The organism is Litoreibacter albidus (assembly GCF_900107015.1).
Taxonomy (GTDB): domain Bacteria; phylum Pseudomonadota; class Alphaproteobacteria; order Rhodobacterales; family Rhodobacteraceae; genus Litoreibacter; species Litoreibacter albidus.
The window spans coordinates 117,769-132,905 of record NZ_FNOI01000009.1 but is presented as its reverse complement, the minus strand read 5'-3'; the positions used below and the strand labels follow the sequence as shown (position 1 = coordinate 132,905).

Genomic DNA, 15,137 nt, shown 5'->3' with positions numbered 1-15,137 from the left:
TCCTCTCCAATGAGAGAAGAACTGAGGGTCTGGCGCGTTAAGCGGCAGGCCCTTTCTCGTGCGGCTAGTCCAGCGCGATCTTGCGGACGCGTTCGCGCAGAAGCGCCTTTGAGACGGTCACAAGGTGCAGCTCCATCGCCTCTGCGGCCGCGATGCTGTCCTTGTTGGTGATGGCGTTCGCAAGGGTCAGGTGTTGTTGGCCTAAAATGGCCAGTGTTTCGCGCGAATAGTTTTCGCGGCGCTGGTGCGTCCAACTGGCTTCTTTGCGCAAGGAGCGGATCGACTCGTAGACCGTCAGGAACAGGGGGTTTCGGGCGGCTTCGGCGATCTTGTAGTGAAACAGATCGTCGGCGGCCTCGTAGTCGTGCATTTTGTCGACATTCAACGTGGCTTGCACAAGCTGGTTCAGCCGTTTGATGTCCCGCGCGTCGGCACGTTCGGCGGCAAGCGCGGCAAGCGCTGGTTCCACCTCCAAGCGCACTTCCATAACATCGCGGGGGGTGACCTGCCGTGCCAGATTGCGCAGGCTATCAACATTTGTGGCGGGCGGTGGGGCGGCAAAGGTGCCTTGCCCGTGCCTGCGAAAAATAGCGCCGTCGTCTTGAAGCAAGTCCAAGGCGCGGCGCAATCTGGCGCGTGTCACGCTGAAGCGTTCGGCCATCGCGCGCTCAGATGGAAGGCGGCCGTCTTTTATCAGGTCGCCGTCGTTAATCGCACTGAGCAGCTGTTTGGCCAAATCATCTTCAATCAGACCACGCTGCGGTTCAGGCATTGATTAACAGGCTCCTGTATAGGTCAAAAAACATACGCGCAGAGGTTAGCATTAGAAAAGCCCCGAAAGCTAATCGTAAAGCGCGGCGCGGGATGCTGTGTGCCAATTTGACCCCGACATGGGCGAAGCTTGTCGTCAGCGGTATAATCACCGCCGCCGCGACCAAGTTTACATACCCGAAGGAGAAGGGCGGCAGGCCCTCAACGCCCAGACCTGTGAAGATATAAACGACCGCCCCGGGCAGCCCGATAATGAACCCGATGGCCGCGGATGTGCCCACGGCGCGGCGGATGTCGTAGCCCAGAAAGTTCAGCAATGGCACGCCAATGGTGCCGCCGCCGATGCCCATCATCGCGGACAATGCGCCGGTGACCGTGCCTAGCGCGGCCCAGATGAGTTTGGAAAACCCGCGCGGTTCGGGGTCGTCCTTAGTGGTGCGGAGGATCATATCGAGCGCCACAATGGCCGCGACCACCGCAAAAACGGCGATCAGGATATAGCCGGAGACATAGCCCCCCAACGCCGCACCAATGACCACACCCACCAAGAGGGAGGGTGCCCAAAGGCGCAGCAGACCCATATCAATGGCCCCCCGCTTGTAGTGGCCATAGCCCGATGACAGGGAGGTGAACACGATCGTCGCCAGTGACGTGCCGACGGCCACTTGCATGGTGATAGCGGGATCCATCCCCGCCGCCGAGAGGGCAAGATACAAGGCCGGAACGATGACGATCCCGCCACCGACGCCCAGAAGCCCCGCAAGAATGCCGCCAAATACGCCAGCGCCGGCGGCGATGGCCAGCAGCGGCAAGAGTGTTTCAAAATCAGTCATACATGCACATCAATCTATGGAAGTATCAGTTGCGAAGGATTGGCTCGGGCGGCCCTCGGCGATGCGCTTTTGCTCTGCGTCGCGAATGGCGGCGTCAATTGGCGCACGGTCGGTCAGGCCGGAGAAGTTGGCGGCGGTCGGCATGACAGGGGCTAGATGCAGATACCGCTCCCCCGCGACATCCAGAAGGCGCGCCAGCTCTGCCAACGGGTCAGCGTGGTCGTCGACCCGCAGATCAAGGAACGCATGCTCTTGCCCGCGGTGGATGACCAGACCCGCCGCTTGCCGCCCGCGTTTGTCCCCGCCCGCGCGTTCACCGGCCTGCATCGCGTGCAACAACCGTTCTGCCATCGGCATATCGGCGGCAGAGAGATAGGCGTCAAATGTGGCGTCCACGACGTCGGGTCCGGCCAGCATGTTGCCTGCGACGGAGTGGTGCGTGCCGAGCTTGTGCCCGGCCCAATCGACGCAGCCGTTACCGGTGTGAACGGCAAAATGGCCCGCAGCATCCATCATGTGGCACTGGCGAATATCGCGACCTTCGTCGCGCTCTGTGAAATCCGCGATCACGTCCTGTGCTTTCTCGCCCGCTTCCAACCGCTTGCGCCCTTCGGTCCCCCAAACGGGGTTGGCGAAGGCTTGCGTGGCGACGGCGGTGCGTGGCCCGACGTAGGGTACGGCAGCGCCGCAGGCAAAGAACCTGCTGGCCACAGCGATACCGATCTCGTCGGTATCCGGATCATGCGCGATGAGCGAATAGGTCATGGTTACCGCCCGACCGCATAGGCCTGCATCAGGCGCGGGGTTGCGGCAGCTTGTAGCGTGCCATCGGCATTGCGCAGCGCAGCCGTTAGACGGCCAACCGTCCAAGGGGCGGCAACGGTGACGACATGGCCGCGCGCGCGCAAACCCTCGATTGTGCCCTCGGTCACGTTCGGCTCGATCATCATCTCGCCAGGTTTTGCCTCGCGCGGGAAGAAGCTGCCTTGGAAGTGCATGGAGTGGAACAGCGGGGCGTCCATGCCCTCTTGCATGTCCAGCCCGTGGTGCACCATGCGCAGGAACCAGATCAGTTGCCATTGGTCCTGTTGGTCCCCGCCGGGCGTGCCGAAGGCGATACGCGCGCCGTCTTTTTCCGCCAGTGAAGGCGTCAAAGTGGTGCGTGGGCGGCGACCGGGGGCGAGCGAGGTAGGCAGGCCGTCTTCAAGCCAGTACATCTGCGCGCGGGAGTTCAGCGGGAAGCCAAGGCCCGGTACGATCGGGTTGCTTTGCAACCAACCGCCGGACGGCGTGGCAGAGACCAGATTGCCCCAGCGGTCGATGATGTCCAAATGCACGGTATCGCCGCGCTTTTCGGTCAGATGGGCCATTGTCGGTTCTTGCGGGGCGGCATCTTTGACGCCGAAGTCTTGCGCCGCGCGTTTGATGTAAGCGTCTGCAAGATGCTCGAACCCAGCCACACGGCCCGGACGTTGCTCCAGCGAGGCTTTGTCGCTGATCAGTGCTGCACGCTCCGCGTTATACGCGTCGGACAAAAGCGTATCCATCGGGATGTCGTTGTGATCTGGGTCGCCGTAATACGCCTCGCGGTCAGCATAAGCCAGCTTCATCGCCTCGATGACCGTGTGCACGAATTCTTCGCCCATCGGGTCCATCGAAGACAGATCGAAATGCTTCAGGATCGCCAAGGTCTGGAGCAGCACAGGGCCTTGCGACCAAGGGGCGGTTTTGTGAACCGTCCAGCCTTCGTAGTCATAGCTCAATGTGTCTTCATAGGTCGCGGACCAGTTTGCCATGTCGTCACGGCTCAACACGCCGCGGTTTTTCGTCTCGGACACGTCGTGCACTTCGGCCGTCTCTAGGTAGTCGACGATGGCCTCGGCGATAAAACCTTCCGACCATGCTTTGCGTGCGGCATCAATCTGCGCGTCGCGGGCACCGCCAGCGGCTTCGCTGTCGTCGATCAGGCGTTGATACGTCGCGGCCAAATCGGGATTCTTGAACAGTTCGTGTGCCTTGGGGGCTACGCCGTTCGGGGTCCAAACGTCTGCAGACGTTGGCCATTCTTTGGCAAAATAGTCTGACAGGCTGGCGATGGTGTTGGCCACGCGCGGCAACATAGGATGACCGTCGCGGGCGTAGTCCACGGCGGGTTGCAGCACTTCGCGCAGCGACATGGTGCCATGGTCGCGTAGCAGCAAAAGCCAACCGTCAAACGCGCCGGGCACAACGGTCGCCAGCAAGCCGGAGCCGGGGATCAGCGTCAGGCCTTGGGCTTTATAGTGCTCAATCGTGGCGGCGGCGGGGGCCACGCCCTGTGCGCAGATCACCTTGGTCTCGGATTTCTCAGCGTTGTGGTAGATGATCGGCAAATCGCCAGCGGGGCCGTTCAGATGCGGCTCCACGATTTGCAATACGAAGCCTGCGGCGACAGCGGCGTCAAAGGCGTTGCCGCCTTTCTCAAGGATGCCGAAGGCGACGGTGGAGGCCAGCCAATGGGTGGAGGTCGCGACGCCAAATGTGCCGCGGATTTCGGGGCGGGTTGTGAAATCGGTCATGAGGTCTCCAGATGTTTACTGTTCGCGCGGGTCAAGCGCATCGCGCAGCCCGTCGCCAAGAAGGTTGAACCCCAGCACGACAAGGAAGATCGCGATGCCAGGCCAAAGCGCCATCCACGGGGCTTGGGTGAGGAAGTTTTTGGCGGTGTTCAGCATGGAGCCCCAGGATGGTGCGGGGGGTTGCTGTCCAAGGCCAAGGAAGGACAAAGACGCCTCCGCGATGATCGCGGTGGCTACGGTTAACGTCGCTTGCACCAAGACGGGCGGCAGCACGTTGGGGAAGATATAACGGCTGAGGATGCGGTGTGTCGGCAGTCCGATTGCGCGTGCACTGTCGACATAGTCTTCGGCGGCCACGCTAAGCACCTGACCGCGTGTGAGGCGCACAAACACAGGCGTGGCGGAGATGCCGATTGCAATCATCGCATTCGTCAGGCTTGGCCCAAGAAACGCGGCCAAGGCGATCGCAAGGATCAGGAAGGGTGCGGCCAACAAGGCCTCAGTACAGCGGGAGATCACGGCATCTGTCCAGCCGCCAAAGTAGCCGGCCAAAATGCCAAGCGGGACACCAAGACTGACCGCAATCGCCACGGAAACGACGCCCGCCAGAAGGGACGCCTGCGCGCCCCAGATCAGGCGTGACAGCACATCGCGGCCCAAATCATCGGTGCCCAGCCAATGCGCCATAGACGGCGCTTTGCGAACTGCGCCCCAGTCGGTGGCAAGGGGATCGGGGATCGGCAGAAGCGGCGCAAAGACGGCCAACAAGATGAAGAAGGCGACCAGAATACCGCCCAGCATGGCGCTGCGGTGATGACGGAATTTCTTCCACACGCGGTTCTCTGGTTTATGCGACAGGACCGGGTCTTCTGCGCTTTGCGCGTCGATGGTCAGGGGCGTTGCGGGTTGGGCCATTATTGCTTCCTCAGGCGGGGGTTCAGCAAAACGTAAGCGACGTCAGCCAAGAGGTTCATCACAATGAACCCCACGGCGGTCACCAGCACAATGCCCTGAACCACGGCGTAGTCACGGTTGAAGACGGCATCGACCACCAGTTTGCCAAAGCCGGGGATGGTGAAAATCTGCTCGGTCAATACGGCGCCGGCAATCAGCTCGCCAAACAGCAGTGCCGTGAGGGTCACGATGGGGGCCAAAGCGTTGCGAAACGCGTGCTTCAGGATAACGCGGCGTTCCACCAGACCTTTGGCGCGCGCGGTGCGCACGTAGTCGGAGCTTAGCACGCCCAGCATCGCCGATCTGGTGTGCCGCATCAGCGTTGCCGCCAGCGCGGTGCCCAACACGAAGGCAGGCATAAGCATCACGGTGATGGAGCGTATCGGGTCTTCGCTCAGTGGCACGTAGCCAGAGGCGGGCAGCAGTTGCCATTTCACGGACACCAGCAAGATGAGCATGATACCCAGCCAGAAGTTTGGAATAGACAGGCCCGACAGTGCGACGACGTTGGCAACGTAATCCGTCACGCTGCCTTTCTTGACGGCGGACAAAATACCGGCAGGGATGCCAATGACGAGAGCGAAGATCATCGCCATGGTGGCCAGTTGAATGGTGACGGGCAGCTTTTGCCCGATCAGTTCCAGCACGGGCTGGTTGGTGCGCAAGGAGATACCCAGATCGCCGCGCAGGGCGTTGCCGACCCACGTAAAATATTGCACCGGAATAGGGTCGTTCAGGCGGTATTTCTCTCGCAGGTATTCCAGAACCTCTGGGTCACGTTCTTCGCCAGCCATAGCCAGCACCGGATCACCGGGCAGCAGCTTTTGCAGCGCGAACACGAAGATGGAGATCAGAAAGATCGTTGGTATCGCGATCAGCAGACGTCGCATGATAAAGGAAAGCATCCGGAAAAACCCTTGAGCGAGTGGCCGCGCCGCCAGACAAGCCGGCGGCGCGCGTGAGTGGCGTTAGCCTTCGTCTTTGGTCACACCCGCAAGGCGGATCATGCCGTCAGGGTAAGGTGTGAAGCCTTTGATCGCGTCGTCCAGCGCCCAGATCCATGTCTGGTGGTAGACGTACACGATTGGCTGCTCGTCGTTCAGAATGGCACGGGCAGCGTTGTAGCTTTCCTTGCGCACAGCTTGGTCGTTCGACGTCCGCGCACGGTCCAGAAGGGTATCAACTTCCGCGTTGGAGAACTTGGAGTCGTTGATGCCGCCGTCCGTCGTCATGAACTGGTGGATGTTGCCATCTGGATCAACACGACCGGACCAACCGATTTGGCTGGCGGTGTAGTCGCCTGCGGATTGGTCTGCCAACAGTGTCGCGAACTCCTTGGATGTCAAAGACACGCGGATGCCCGCCTCGGACACCATGGATTGCACGACCTGCATCAGTTGTAGTGGCACCGTTGTGTTTGGCACCTGAACTTCTAGGTCGATGCCGTCAGGGTAGCCAGCTTCGGCCAGCAGCGCCTTGGCTTTCTCTATGTCACGGGCAGGAACTGGGAAGTCCGTGCTGTACCAAGGGGAGTTCGGTGGGAAGGATTGGTTGCCCTCGGCGAAGGCACCGTTGAACACAACTTGGTTGATGGCGGCGCGGTCCAGCGCGTAGCTGAACGCTTGACGCAGGCGTTTGTCATTGCCCCATGGGTTGTCGCCTTTTTCGCCGTTGTTGACGTTGAAGGTGATGCCTTGGTAGCCCAGCGACACGGCGCTTTCGACTTGGATGCCAGCGTCAGATTCCGCTTGCTCCAGATCGGTCGCGGCCAGCCGCTCGATCAGGTCGATATCGCCCGATTGCAGGTTGGCAAGGCGCACGGTGGTGTCCGGAATTGGCAGGTAGGTGACTGTGTCGAAGTTGAATTCATCCGCGTTATAGTAGTCGGCGAATTTCTCTAGAACGATGCGGTCCTGCGCCACACGCTCTTTGAATTTGTAGGGGCCGGAGCAGACTGGGTTTAGCCCGAAGTCTGCGCCTGCTTCAGCGGCAGCAGTGGGGGAGACCATCATACCCGCGCGGTCAGCGAGTTGCGCCAGAAGCGTCGCGTCGGCGCTGGCCAGATCAAAGCGGATTTCATGGCTGCCCAAAACTTCGGTGCCCACAATCGAAGACAGCTCCGACTTGCGGCGGGAGGCTTCCATGTTCTGGCTGCGGTCGATGTTGGCGGCTACGGCTTCGGCATCAAACGGCGTGCCGTCATGGAACACCACATCTTCGCGCAGTTTCAATGTCAGCTGTTTGCCGTCCTCGGAGAAGGTCCATTCGGTTGCCAGCTGCGGTGTGAACTCAAGGTCAGGCGTGATGTCGACGAGCTTGTCACACATGGACGTGTAGACAATGCGGCCAACGAATGTGCGCGACTGATCTGGGTCCAGTACGTCCGCGTCGGATTGCAGCGCAATGCGCAGATCGGCGGCTTGCGCGCCCATTGCCGTTGCGCCCATCAGGACGGCGGCCAGTGTTAGTTTATTAAAAGACATTTAATGTACTCCTTGTTGTCCGGTTTATTGTTCATTTTTATTGCTGTTGGCGCACCTTGGGGGTGACCCCGTTGCGCATGGCGTCTTGGTAAAGGTCAAAGCGGGATTGCGCCGCCTCCGTGGCGGGGCGGCTGTCGGCTACCACTGCATCCGGATGGGCTGCGGCGATGTCATCAAAGAAATGGCAGGCGGCAGTGTGGCCTGCGACGGTGGCGGTATCGCGCAAGGCGGGAACGTCGGTCTTGCATTTGTCTTGCGCAAAGGGGCAGCGCGTGTGGAAGCTGCACCCCGATGGCGGGTTGGCAGGGCTGGGCATGTCCCCGTCGAGTGTGATCCGGTCGCGGTCGCGCCCGTGTTCGGCCACTGGGATCGCCGACAGCAAAGCGCGGGTATAGGGATGGCGGGGCTGGCTGAAGATCGTGTCGACCGGACCCTGCTCCACGATTTTACCCAGATACATCACCGCGACGCGGTCGCTCATATGGCGGATGACGGCCAGATCGTGGGCGATGACGATCAGCGTCAGGCCCAAGTCGTCGCGCAGATCGCTCAGCAAGTTGATCACTTGCGCCTGCACCGACACGTCCAGCGCGGAGACGGGTTCGTCACCGATGATCAGTTTGGGCGACGACGCGAGGGCCCGCGCGATGCCGATGCGTTGGCGTTGCCCGCCGGAAAACTCGTGCGGATAGCGTTCCGCATGCTCCGCGCGCAGCCCCACAAGGCCCAGCAACTCCGCAACCTTGGTGCGCCGCTGTTGTTTGCTCATCTCGGGAAAATGCGTCTCCAGAGGTTCGCCCACCAGACTGCCCACAGCCATGCGCGGGTTCAGCGAGGAGAACGGATCTTGGAAAATAAACTGCATGTCACGGCGCAGCGCCTTCAGCTCTTTGCCTTTCAGGTTGCTGACGTCCTGCCCATCAAACGTGACTTGTCCGTCCGTGGGCGACAGCAGCCGCATCAACAGCCGTGCCATGGTGGATTTGCCACAACCGGATTCACCCACAATCGCGAAGGTTTCGCCGCGTGCGATATCCAGCGAGACGTCATCGACGGCCCGAACGGAGGACTTGCCGGTGAAGCTGCTCCCGGTCTCGAAATATTTCTTGAGTGCGGTCGCTTGCAGGATCAGATCTTGGGTCATGCGCAGGCCTCAAAATGGGTATCGAGCGGCGCAAAATGACACGCCGCGACGTGGCCGTTGCCAAAGGATTGCGGCTTGGGGTCTGTTTTGCAGATATCTTGGGCGAAGGGGCAACGCGTGGCGAACCGGCAGCCATCGGGCATGTTCTCGGCGGTTGGCACCATGCCGGGCACGGTGGCCAAACGTCCGCGCGGGCCGGTCAGCTTCGGGATCGAGGACATCAGACCGATTGTGTAGGGGTGCTGCGGGTCGTTGAAGATCTGCTCGGCGGGGCCTGCTTCCACTACGGTGCCCGCGTACATCACGGCCACGGTGTCCGCGATCTCCGCCACGACACCTAAATCATGGGTGATCATGATCGTGCCCATATTTGTCTCGGCTTGCAGGTCGCGGATCAGATCCAGAATTTGCGCTTGAATGGTCACGTCTAGCGCCGTCGTCGGCTCATCCGCGATCAGCAGGGCAGGGTCGTTCACCAAGGCCATCGCGATCATCACCCGCTGGCGCATGCCGCCGGACAGCTGGTGCGGGTACTCGCGCATCCGCTTTTCAGGTGCGGGGATGCCAACGCGAACGAGCATCGCCAAGGCGCGGGCGCGGGCTTCTTCTGCGGTGTGCGCACCGTGGCATTGGACGGCCTCCGCGATCTGGTCCCCGATGCGAAACGACGGGTTCAGCGATGTCATCGGCTCTTGGAAGATCATCGTCATGCGACTGCCGCGAAATTCGCGCAGCGCCTTCTGATCCTTTAGGTCGTAGTGGCGTCCGTCAAACGTGATACCGCCGCCATGGATCTCCGCGGCACCTTCTGGCAGGAGGCCCATCATAGCAAGAGAGGTGACACTTTTCCCGCATCCCGACTCGCCGACGATACAAACAGTCTGGCCCGCTTTGACCGAAAAGCTGACATGGCTGATCAAATCCTTCTGCGCGCCCTTAAAGCGGAGGCTGAAGTCCGAAACTTCCAGCAGCACATCGTTAGGTGAGCTATCCGAGTGTACCAATTTCAACCTCTGCATAAACCACTTTGGAATTGGTTTAATATGAGTATGCAGTCGCCGTGCTGTCAATACGATTGTCGCGAGTCGTTCATATGACTTCTGTTAAACGGCGGTCATCGCCTAAAAGAGAGGCGTTTCTGGTGGCGCGAATGACTCGATTGCGGCGATGCAGAGAACTTGTCGGGAAAGCTTCAAACGCGGTGATACGCGAGTCCACGTCAGATTCAAAAGTAGTGGTCTTACCAATTGAGTGTGCCTCTCAAAACGAAGAGGATGCCAAAAATCGCCATAAATAACTGGTAAATGTAAAAGTTTGGGACTGGGCGGCACCGTCGGTAGGCGTCCGAAAAACCACCATCCAAGAAATGTCTTGCTAATGGTCCCTGTCTTTTCCCACCTTGGCCACAGGAGGACAGTCATGCATCTAGAGGTTGGGCATACGGACGAGAAGGCCGAGAAGGGCGCGGATCGAATCGTGGCGTATTTTATGGCCAAGCTGCGCCATGGAGAGCTGACCCTCGGTGACAAAGTCGCGCCGGAGCGGGAGTTGGCGAGGGAACTGGGCGTCGGGCGGCCCCTGCTGCGTGAAGTTATGCGCTCCCTGTCCATGCTGGGTGTTTTGGATATCCGCCACGGCAGCGGCACCTATATCGGCAAGGTCGACATCGGCCTTATGTCAGACTTCTTCACGTTTTGTTTGTCGCAAGAGCAGGACGTACTCGACGATGTTTTGCAAGCGCGGGTGGCGATTGAATGTCAGGCGATCCGGCTGGCCTGCGACCGTGCCAACGACCGCGATCTGTCACGCATCAGCCAGTGGTTGAATGTGCTGTTGCAAACATTGGACGACTCTGAAAAAGGCGGTCACGCGGATTTCATGTTCCATCAGGCGGTCGTCGCAGCCAGCCACAGCCGGTCGCTAATTGTGCTGCATGGCGCGCTGTCGGACCTGTTGAAACAAAGCCATGTGGAGCGGCGCAAGACCTATCAAAGCGGCCCCATCATGAAGGATTTGGTGGAAGCACACAGGGAAGTGTTTCTGTCAATTGCGGCGAAAGACCCTGAGAAAGCCGACCGACGGCTTAGGGAGCATTTTGCCATTGGCGACGAGTTACGCCGCCAGAGCCTGATTTCGATCTTTGAGCGAAAAGACCGACAGGCTTCATAAGACAACCAACGGAGGAAACTATGTTTATCAATTCTACACGGCAGTTTGTAACTGCCGCAGCCATCGGCCTGTTCGCAGCCCAAGCGCACGCAGCCGACCTGCGCTATGCGCATGTTGGGTCGGAAGGCGACTTCCAAACCCGCTTTGCCGCTGAAGCCGCAGCCGAAATCGGCACCGCGACTGACGGTGAAGTCACCGTGCAAGTCTTCCCCAGCAGCCAGTTGGGCAACGTTGCCGAAATGGTTGACGGTGTGAAGCTGGGCTCCATCCACATGGGCCACCACGACTTCGCATCATTGGCGCGCATCGTGCCGGAAATCGCTGTGTTCAACGCGCCGTTTATCTACCGCGACGGGGCGCATGCGCTGGCCGCAACCAACCCTGCCAGCTCCCCCGCGCTACAGGCGTTGAATGAACGTCTGATCGAAGAGGGCGGCGTGCGCGTTATTGGCCGCATCTACCGTGGGGCGCGCCACATCTCGTCCAACTTCGAGATCAAGTCGCCTACCGACATGGCAGGCAAGCCATTCCGCGCGGTTCCGCTGGATCTGTGGATTTCCATGATCAAAGGCATGGGTGCCACGCCAACACCTGTCGAAGTTGCAGAGCTGCCAACAGCCCTGATGACAGGCTTGGTTGTGGGGCAAGAAAACCCACTGACGATGATCACCGCAAACAACCTGCACGAGGTCCAAAGCCACGTTGCGATGACGGGTCACATGCAATCCGTGCTGGCGATTTTCGTGAACGAAAAAGCATGGCAGAAGCTGCCTGAAGACCAACAAGCCACCATCGTCAAAGTGCTTGATGACAAAGCGCAGCAGTCTTTGCAGTGGGCGCAAGAGTCCGAAGCAACCTTGATTGCAGAGCTGGAAGGCAAAGGCATGACCTTCGCGACGGAAGAAAACGGCCTTGATATGGATGCATTCCGCAACAGCGTGTTGCCACAGATCAAGACGGACTTCCCGGAGTACGAAGACTACATCGCGCAAATTCTTGCGGTAAAATAACTCCCCCCAACTGGGCCGGCGGCAATGCTGTCGGCCCATTTTTGACGTTTCAGGAACTTGTCATGCACCGCCTTCTCCAAGCCATATGTGTTCTGCTTATCGCGGCACTTGTTACGGTCCCCTTTGTCCAAGTCGTTATGCGCAACGTGGTTGGCAGCGCGATCATCGGCGCGGAGGAGCTGACCCGCGTTTTGCTCATCGCGTCCGTGTTCGTGGCCTACCCGCTGGTGGTTGGTGCGCGTGAAAACATCGGCATGTCCGAAATTCGCAACGCTCTGCCGGGGCGGGCGCCTAAGTATCTTTCGGTCATGAACACGCTGTGCGGGCTGATCATCTCCCTCGCGATGGCGGTGATCACGGCCACCAATATTTCCGGCAATATGAACAATGCCACGCCCACGTTGGGCATCCCGTTTTGGGTATTTCTTGGCGCTGCGGCTGTCGGTTTTGCCGGTGCCGCGGTGTTTCACACATTGCGCCTGATGGCGCAGATCACTGACGGGGGGCGTTGAGATGGGTATCGCACTAATAATTTTGTTCCTGGCACTCTTCATGCTGGGCGTGCGCGTGGTTTACGCCATTTTGCTGCCCTCAATCCTCTATGTCCTGCTGGAGGGATTGCCACCCGGCATGCTGGCGCAGCGTGTGACCTATGCGCTCGACAGCTTTCCGCTGGTCGCGGTGCCGGTGTTCATTTTCGTGGGCAACCTGATGAACCTGTCCGGCGTAACCGAGCGGATTTTCAAATTCGCCGACACTTTGGTTGGCCGCATTCCGGGCGGTTTGGCGCAGGTCAACATTTTCTCCAGCCTGATCTTCTCTGGCATGTCGGGGGCTGCTTTGGCGGACATCGGCGGGCTTGGCCGGATCGAGATTGAGGCCATGAAGAAGCGCGGCTTCTCCGCGCCATTCTCGGCGGCAGTTACCGCGTCATCCGCTGTTGTTGGCCCTATCTTTCCACCAAGCATCCCGCTGATCGTTTACGGGTCGGTCACGAGCGTTTCCATCGTGCAGCTTTTGGTGGCAGGGATCGTGCCTGCGTTGATCTGCATTCTGCTGCTTATGATCACCGCCGCCATCATCGCAATCGTCACCAAGATGCCGCGGGCGGAACGTCGCCCGACCGTCAAGGAAGTGGCGTTGAGCCTGCTGCCAGCACTTCCAGCGTTGCTGGCGCCCGTGCTGATGATCGCGGGGATGATGCTGGGTTTCTTTACCCCGACTGAAGCAGCATCCGTGACAGCGGTTTACGTGTTGTTCATCGCAACCGTCGTCTACAGAGAGCTGACATGGCGCCATATGTGGCAAGCCACATTGAACACGGCCCTGTCAACCAGCGCCATTCTGGTGATCGTTGCGGCGGCGTCGATGTTCGGCTGGATCTTGGCCGTGGAGCAAATCCCACAGGACTTCGCCAAGTTCATTTTGCAGTTCGCCCAAAGCCCGATCGTGCTTCTGATCATCGCGAACTTGATCTTCTTTATCGCTGGCATGTTTCTCGACTCGACCACCGCGACGCTGCTGGTAGTGCCGATCATTGCGCCCCCGTTGGTCGCCGCAGGCATCGACCCTGTGCACCTTGGTATCATCGTGATCTTTAACCTGATGCTGGGCTTGCTGACGCCGCCAATGGGGCTGTCACTGTTCCTTGTCTCGACGATTGCGAAGATCAGCCTGCGTCAGCTTTTGGTCGCCTTGCTGCCTTTCTACGTGCCGCTTCTGCTGTGCCTCGGGATCATCACATTTGCCGAAGACCTCGTGCTTTGGCTGCCGCGCATGATGCGCTGAATTCAACACCTTATCTGACTATGGAGACTTCAATGAAAATCGTAATAGGGTCGGACCACGCAGGCTTTCCGATGAAAGCCAGTGTCGTGAAGAAAATCACCGAATTGGGCTATGAGGTGACCGACGTGGGCTCCTTTGACGAGGCTCCGGTCGACTTCCCTGACATCGCCAAAGCGCTCTGCGAAAAAATCCGCAACGGTGAAGCAACGCGCGGTGTGCTGGTTTGCGGCACAGGCGTGGGCGCGGTGATTGCGGCCAACAAAGTACCGGGTATCCGCGCCTCGGTTTGTCACGACATCCACTCCGCCCACCAATGTGTGGAGCACGACGACGTAAACGTCATGTGCATCGGCGCGCAGATTGTCGGCCCGTGGTTGGCGGATGATTTGGTTGCGTCCTACCTGTCGGCCGAATTCTCCACCGATCCCGATTGCCGCCGTCGCGTGGAAAAACTGCACGAAATGGAAAGGGCATTCAAATGACCCAGTCACCGCGCATTTTGGTGTTGGGTGCGCTGAACGCTGATCTGGTGTGCCACCTTCCGCATATCGTGGCCCCTGGTGAAACGATCATGGCGGCGGAGCCGCAGGTTTTCTTTGGCGGCAAGGGTGGTAACCAAGCCGTCGCGGCTGCGCGAATGGGCGCGTCCGTCGGGATGATCGGCGCCGTTGGCGACGACGATCACGGTGCGGCCATGCTTGCGAATTTGCAGCAAAACGGCGTGGCCACGGATTTGGTGCAAAAGATGCCCTGCGCCAGCGGTCAGGCTTGGATACAAATCGCAGCCGACGGGGAAAACGCCATCATCGTGCTGCCAGGTGCGAACGATCAGTTTGACGCAAAGGCAGCCCAACCGTGCGACGTGTTTGTCAGCCAGATGGAGCTGGGCTTGCCACGCGTCGCCCCAAAGCTGCGCGAGTTCCACGCCCAAGGGGCGGTGACCGTTTTGAACATGGCCCCGATGCCGCAAGACGCCAGTGTGGAAGAGGTCGTGGACTGCTTGCTCCACACCGCCCATTTGGTGGTGAACGAGCTGGAATGGGCGGCGCTTCAACAGCTTATGCAGGTCGAGGATTCCGCCGATCTCGCGCGTACATTCGACACTGCCGTCATCGTCACCCGCGGCGGTGACGGCGCCGAGATGACGTCGCCAGACGGCACCGTGACCCGCAGCACGGCCACGGCGGTGGAGGTGGTTGATACAACAGGTGCGGGCGATACGTTCGTGGGCGTTTACGCGGCGATGCTGGCCAAAGGCCAGCCCCCCGCCGCAGCCCTCAACCATGCAACGCGCGCCGCCTCAATGGCCTGCCGCGCCTTGGGCGCGCAGTCTGGAATGCCCCGCGAAGAAGATTTGGACATGATGGGGGCCGCTTAGCGAAAGCGGCCCCGTGACGCGCTGTCTTGATACACAATCGCGACAAGGT

15 protein-coding genes are annotated in these 15,137 nt (G+C 59.8%); 6 read left to right on the top strand and 9 right to left on the bottom strand.

Annotated elements, in window-relative coordinates:
- Window positions 1–64: 64 nt before the first annotated feature.
- The 9 genes from BLW66_RS16585 to BLW66_RS16545 all read right to left on the bottom strand — a co-directional run bounded on the left by BLW66_RS16585 (window position 65) and on the right by BLW66_RS16545 (window position 9,717).
- Window positions 65–772 (bottom strand): FadR/GntR family transcriptional regulator, encoded by a 708-nt coding sequence (locus BLW66_RS16585; RefSeq protein WP_089948608.1) that lies wholly within the window; start codon window positions 770–772, stop codon window positions 65–67.
- Window positions 765–1,604, bottom strand: a complete 840-nt coding sequence (locus BLW66_RS16580) for a sulfite exporter TauE/SafE family protein (RefSeq protein ID WP_089948605.1) — start codon at window positions 1,602–1,604, stop codon at window positions 765–767. The genes BLW66_RS16585 and BLW66_RS16580 overlap by 8 nt, the downstream gene beginning before the upstream one ends.
- 9 nt (window positions 1,605–1,613) lie before the next feature.
- Window positions 1,614–2,369, bottom strand: coding sequence for a DUF1028 domain-containing protein (locus BLW66_RS16575; protein ID WP_089948603.1), 756 nt, complete (start codon window positions 2,367–2,369; stop codon window positions 1,614–1,616).
- A gap of 2 nt (window positions 2,370–2,371) precedes the next feature.
- Window positions 2,372–4,162 (bottom strand): gamma-glutamyltransferase family protein, encoded by a 1,791-nt coding sequence (locus BLW66_RS16570; protein WP_089948599.1) that lies wholly within the window; start codon window positions 4,160–4,162, stop codon window positions 2,372–2,374.
- Window positions 4,163–4,177: 15 nt separating this feature from the next.
- The gene (locus tag BLW66_RS16565) at window positions 4,178–5,077 is read right to left on the bottom strand and encodes an ABC transporter permease (RefSeq protein ID WP_211664290.1); all 900 of its coding nucleotides are present in this window, start codon (window positions 5,075–5,077) and stop codon (window positions 4,178–4,180) included.
- On the bottom strand, window positions 5,077–6,021 hold the full coding sequence (locus BLW66_RS16560; RefSeq protein WP_089948597.1) for an ABC transporter permease: 945 nt from the start codon (window positions 6,019–6,021) through the stop codon (window positions 5,077–5,079). The genes BLW66_RS16565 and BLW66_RS16560 overlap by 1 nt, the downstream gene beginning before the upstream one ends.
- A 63-nt stretch (window positions 6,022–6,084) precedes the next feature.
- Window positions 6,085–7,599, bottom strand: a complete 1,515-nt coding sequence (locus BLW66_RS16555) for an ABC transporter substrate-binding protein (protein ID WP_089948594.1) — start codon at window positions 7,597–7,599, stop codon at window positions 6,085–6,087.
- Window positions 7,600–7,636: 37 nt separating this feature from the next.
- Complete coding sequence (locus BLW66_RS16550; protein WP_089948591.1) at window positions 7,637–8,743, bottom strand: ABC transporter ATP-binding protein; 1,107 nt, start codon at window positions 8,741–8,743, stop codon at window positions 7,637–7,639.
- Complete coding sequence (locus BLW66_RS16545) at window positions 8,740–9,717, bottom strand: ABC transporter ATP-binding protein (protein ID WP_244508680.1); 978 nt, start codon at window positions 9,715–9,717, stop codon at window positions 8,740–8,742. The genes BLW66_RS16550 and BLW66_RS16545 overlap by 4 nt, the downstream gene beginning before the upstream one ends.
- A gap of 445 nt (window positions 9,718–10,162) precedes the next feature.
- On the opposite strand from BLW66_RS16545, the gene BLW66_RS16540 reads away from it, so the two are divergent.
- The 6 genes from BLW66_RS16540 (at window position 10,163) to BLW66_RS16515 (ending at window position 15,088) form a co-directional block, all read left to right on the top strand.
- Window positions 10,163–10,912, top strand: a complete 750-nt coding sequence (locus BLW66_RS16540; RefSeq protein ID WP_089948585.1) for a FadR/GntR family transcriptional regulator — start codon at window positions 10,163–10,165, stop codon at window positions 10,910–10,912.
- A gap of 20 nt (window positions 10,913–10,932) precedes the next feature.
- Window positions 10,933–11,922, top strand: a complete 990-nt coding sequence (locus tag BLW66_RS16535) for a TRAP transporter substrate-binding protein (protein WP_089948582.1) — start codon at window positions 10,933–10,935, stop codon at window positions 11,920–11,922.
- A gap of 62 nt (window positions 11,923–11,984) precedes the next feature.
- Window positions 11,985–12,434 carry a TRAP transporter small permease gene (locus BLW66_RS16530; protein WP_089948580.1) on the top strand — a complete coding sequence of 150 codons (450 nt, stop codon included), beginning with the start codon at window positions 11,985–11,987 and terminating at the stop codon, window positions 12,432–12,434.
- A gap of 1 nt (window position 12,435) precedes the next feature.
- The gene (locus BLW66_RS16525; RefSeq protein WP_089948578.1) at window positions 12,436–13,710 is read left to right on the top strand and encodes a TRAP transporter large permease; all 1,275 of its coding nucleotides are present in this window, start codon (window positions 12,436–12,438) and stop codon (window positions 13,708–13,710) included.
- A 32-nt stretch (window positions 13,711–13,742) separates the two neighbouring features.
- Complete coding sequence (locus tag BLW66_RS16520) at window positions 13,743–14,192, top strand: RpiB/LacA/LacB family sugar-phosphate isomerase (protein ID WP_089948575.1); 450 nt, start codon at window positions 13,743–13,745, stop codon at window positions 14,190–14,192.
- Complete coding sequence (locus tag BLW66_RS16515; protein ID WP_089948573.1) at window positions 14,189–15,088, top strand: ribokinase; 900 nt, start codon at window positions 14,189–14,191, stop codon at window positions 15,086–15,088. The genes BLW66_RS16520 and BLW66_RS16515 overlap by 4 nt, the downstream gene beginning before the upstream one ends.
- The last annotated feature ends 49 nt before the right edge of the window (window positions 15,089–15,137 follow it).

What these genes read in the sequence shown, in the direction of transcription:
- BLW66_RS16585 (WP_089948608.1), bottom strand. Translation starts at nt 772, where the DNA reads ATGCCTGAACCGCAGCGTGGTCTGATTGAAGATGATTTGGCCAAACAG.
- BLW66_RS16580 (WP_089948605.1), bottom strand. Translation starts at nt 1,604, where the DNA reads ATGACTGATTTTGAAACACTCTTGCCGCTGCTGGCCATCGCCGCCGGC.
- BLW66_RS16575 (WP_089948603.1), bottom strand. Translation starts at nt 2,369, where the DNA reads ATGACCTATTCGCTCATCGCGCATGATCCGGATACCGACGAGATCGGT.
- BLW66_RS16570 (WP_089948599.1), bottom strand. Translation starts at nt 4,162, where the DNA reads ATGACCGATTTCACAACCCGCCCCGAAATCCGCGGCACATTTGGCGTC.
- BLW66_RS16565 (WP_211664290.1), bottom strand. Translation starts at nt 5,077, where the DNA reads ATGGCCCAACCCGCAACGCCCCTGACCATCGACGCGCAAAGCGCAGAA.
- BLW66_RS16560 (WP_089948597.1), bottom strand. Translation starts at nt 6,021, where the DNA reads ATGCTTTCCTTTATCATGCGACGTCTGCTGATCGCGATACCAACGATC.
- BLW66_RS16555 (WP_089948594.1), bottom strand. Translation starts at nt 7,599, where the DNA reads ATGTCTTTTAATAAACTAACACTGGCCGCCGTCCTGATGGGCGCAACG.
- BLW66_RS16550 (WP_089948591.1), bottom strand. Translation starts at nt 8,743, where the DNA reads ATGACCCAAGATCTGATCCTGCAAGCGACCGCACTCAAGAAATATTTC.
- BLW66_RS16540 (WP_089948585.1), top strand. Translation starts at nt 10,163, where the DNA reads ATGCATCTAGAGGTTGGGCATACGGACGAGAAGGCCGAGAAGGGCGCG.
- BLW66_RS16535 (WP_089948582.1), top strand. Translation starts at nt 10,933, where the DNA reads ATGTTTATCAATTCTACACGGCAGTTTGTAACTGCCGCAGCCATCGGC.
- BLW66_RS16530 (WP_089948580.1), top strand. Translation starts at nt 11,985, where the DNA reads ATGCACCGCCTTCTCCAAGCCATATGTGTTCTGCTTATCGCGGCACTT.
- BLW66_RS16525 (WP_089948578.1), top strand. Translation starts at nt 12,436, where the DNA reads ATGGGTATCGCACTAATAATTTTGTTCCTGGCACTCTTCATGCTGGGC.
- BLW66_RS16520 (WP_089948575.1), top strand. Translation starts at nt 13,743, where the DNA reads ATGAAAATCGTAATAGGGTCGGACCACGCAGGCTTTCCGATGAAAGCC.
- BLW66_RS16515 (WP_089948573.1), top strand. Translation starts at nt 14,189, where the DNA reads ATGACCCAGTCACCGCGCATTTTGGTGTTGGGTGCGCTGAACGCTGAT.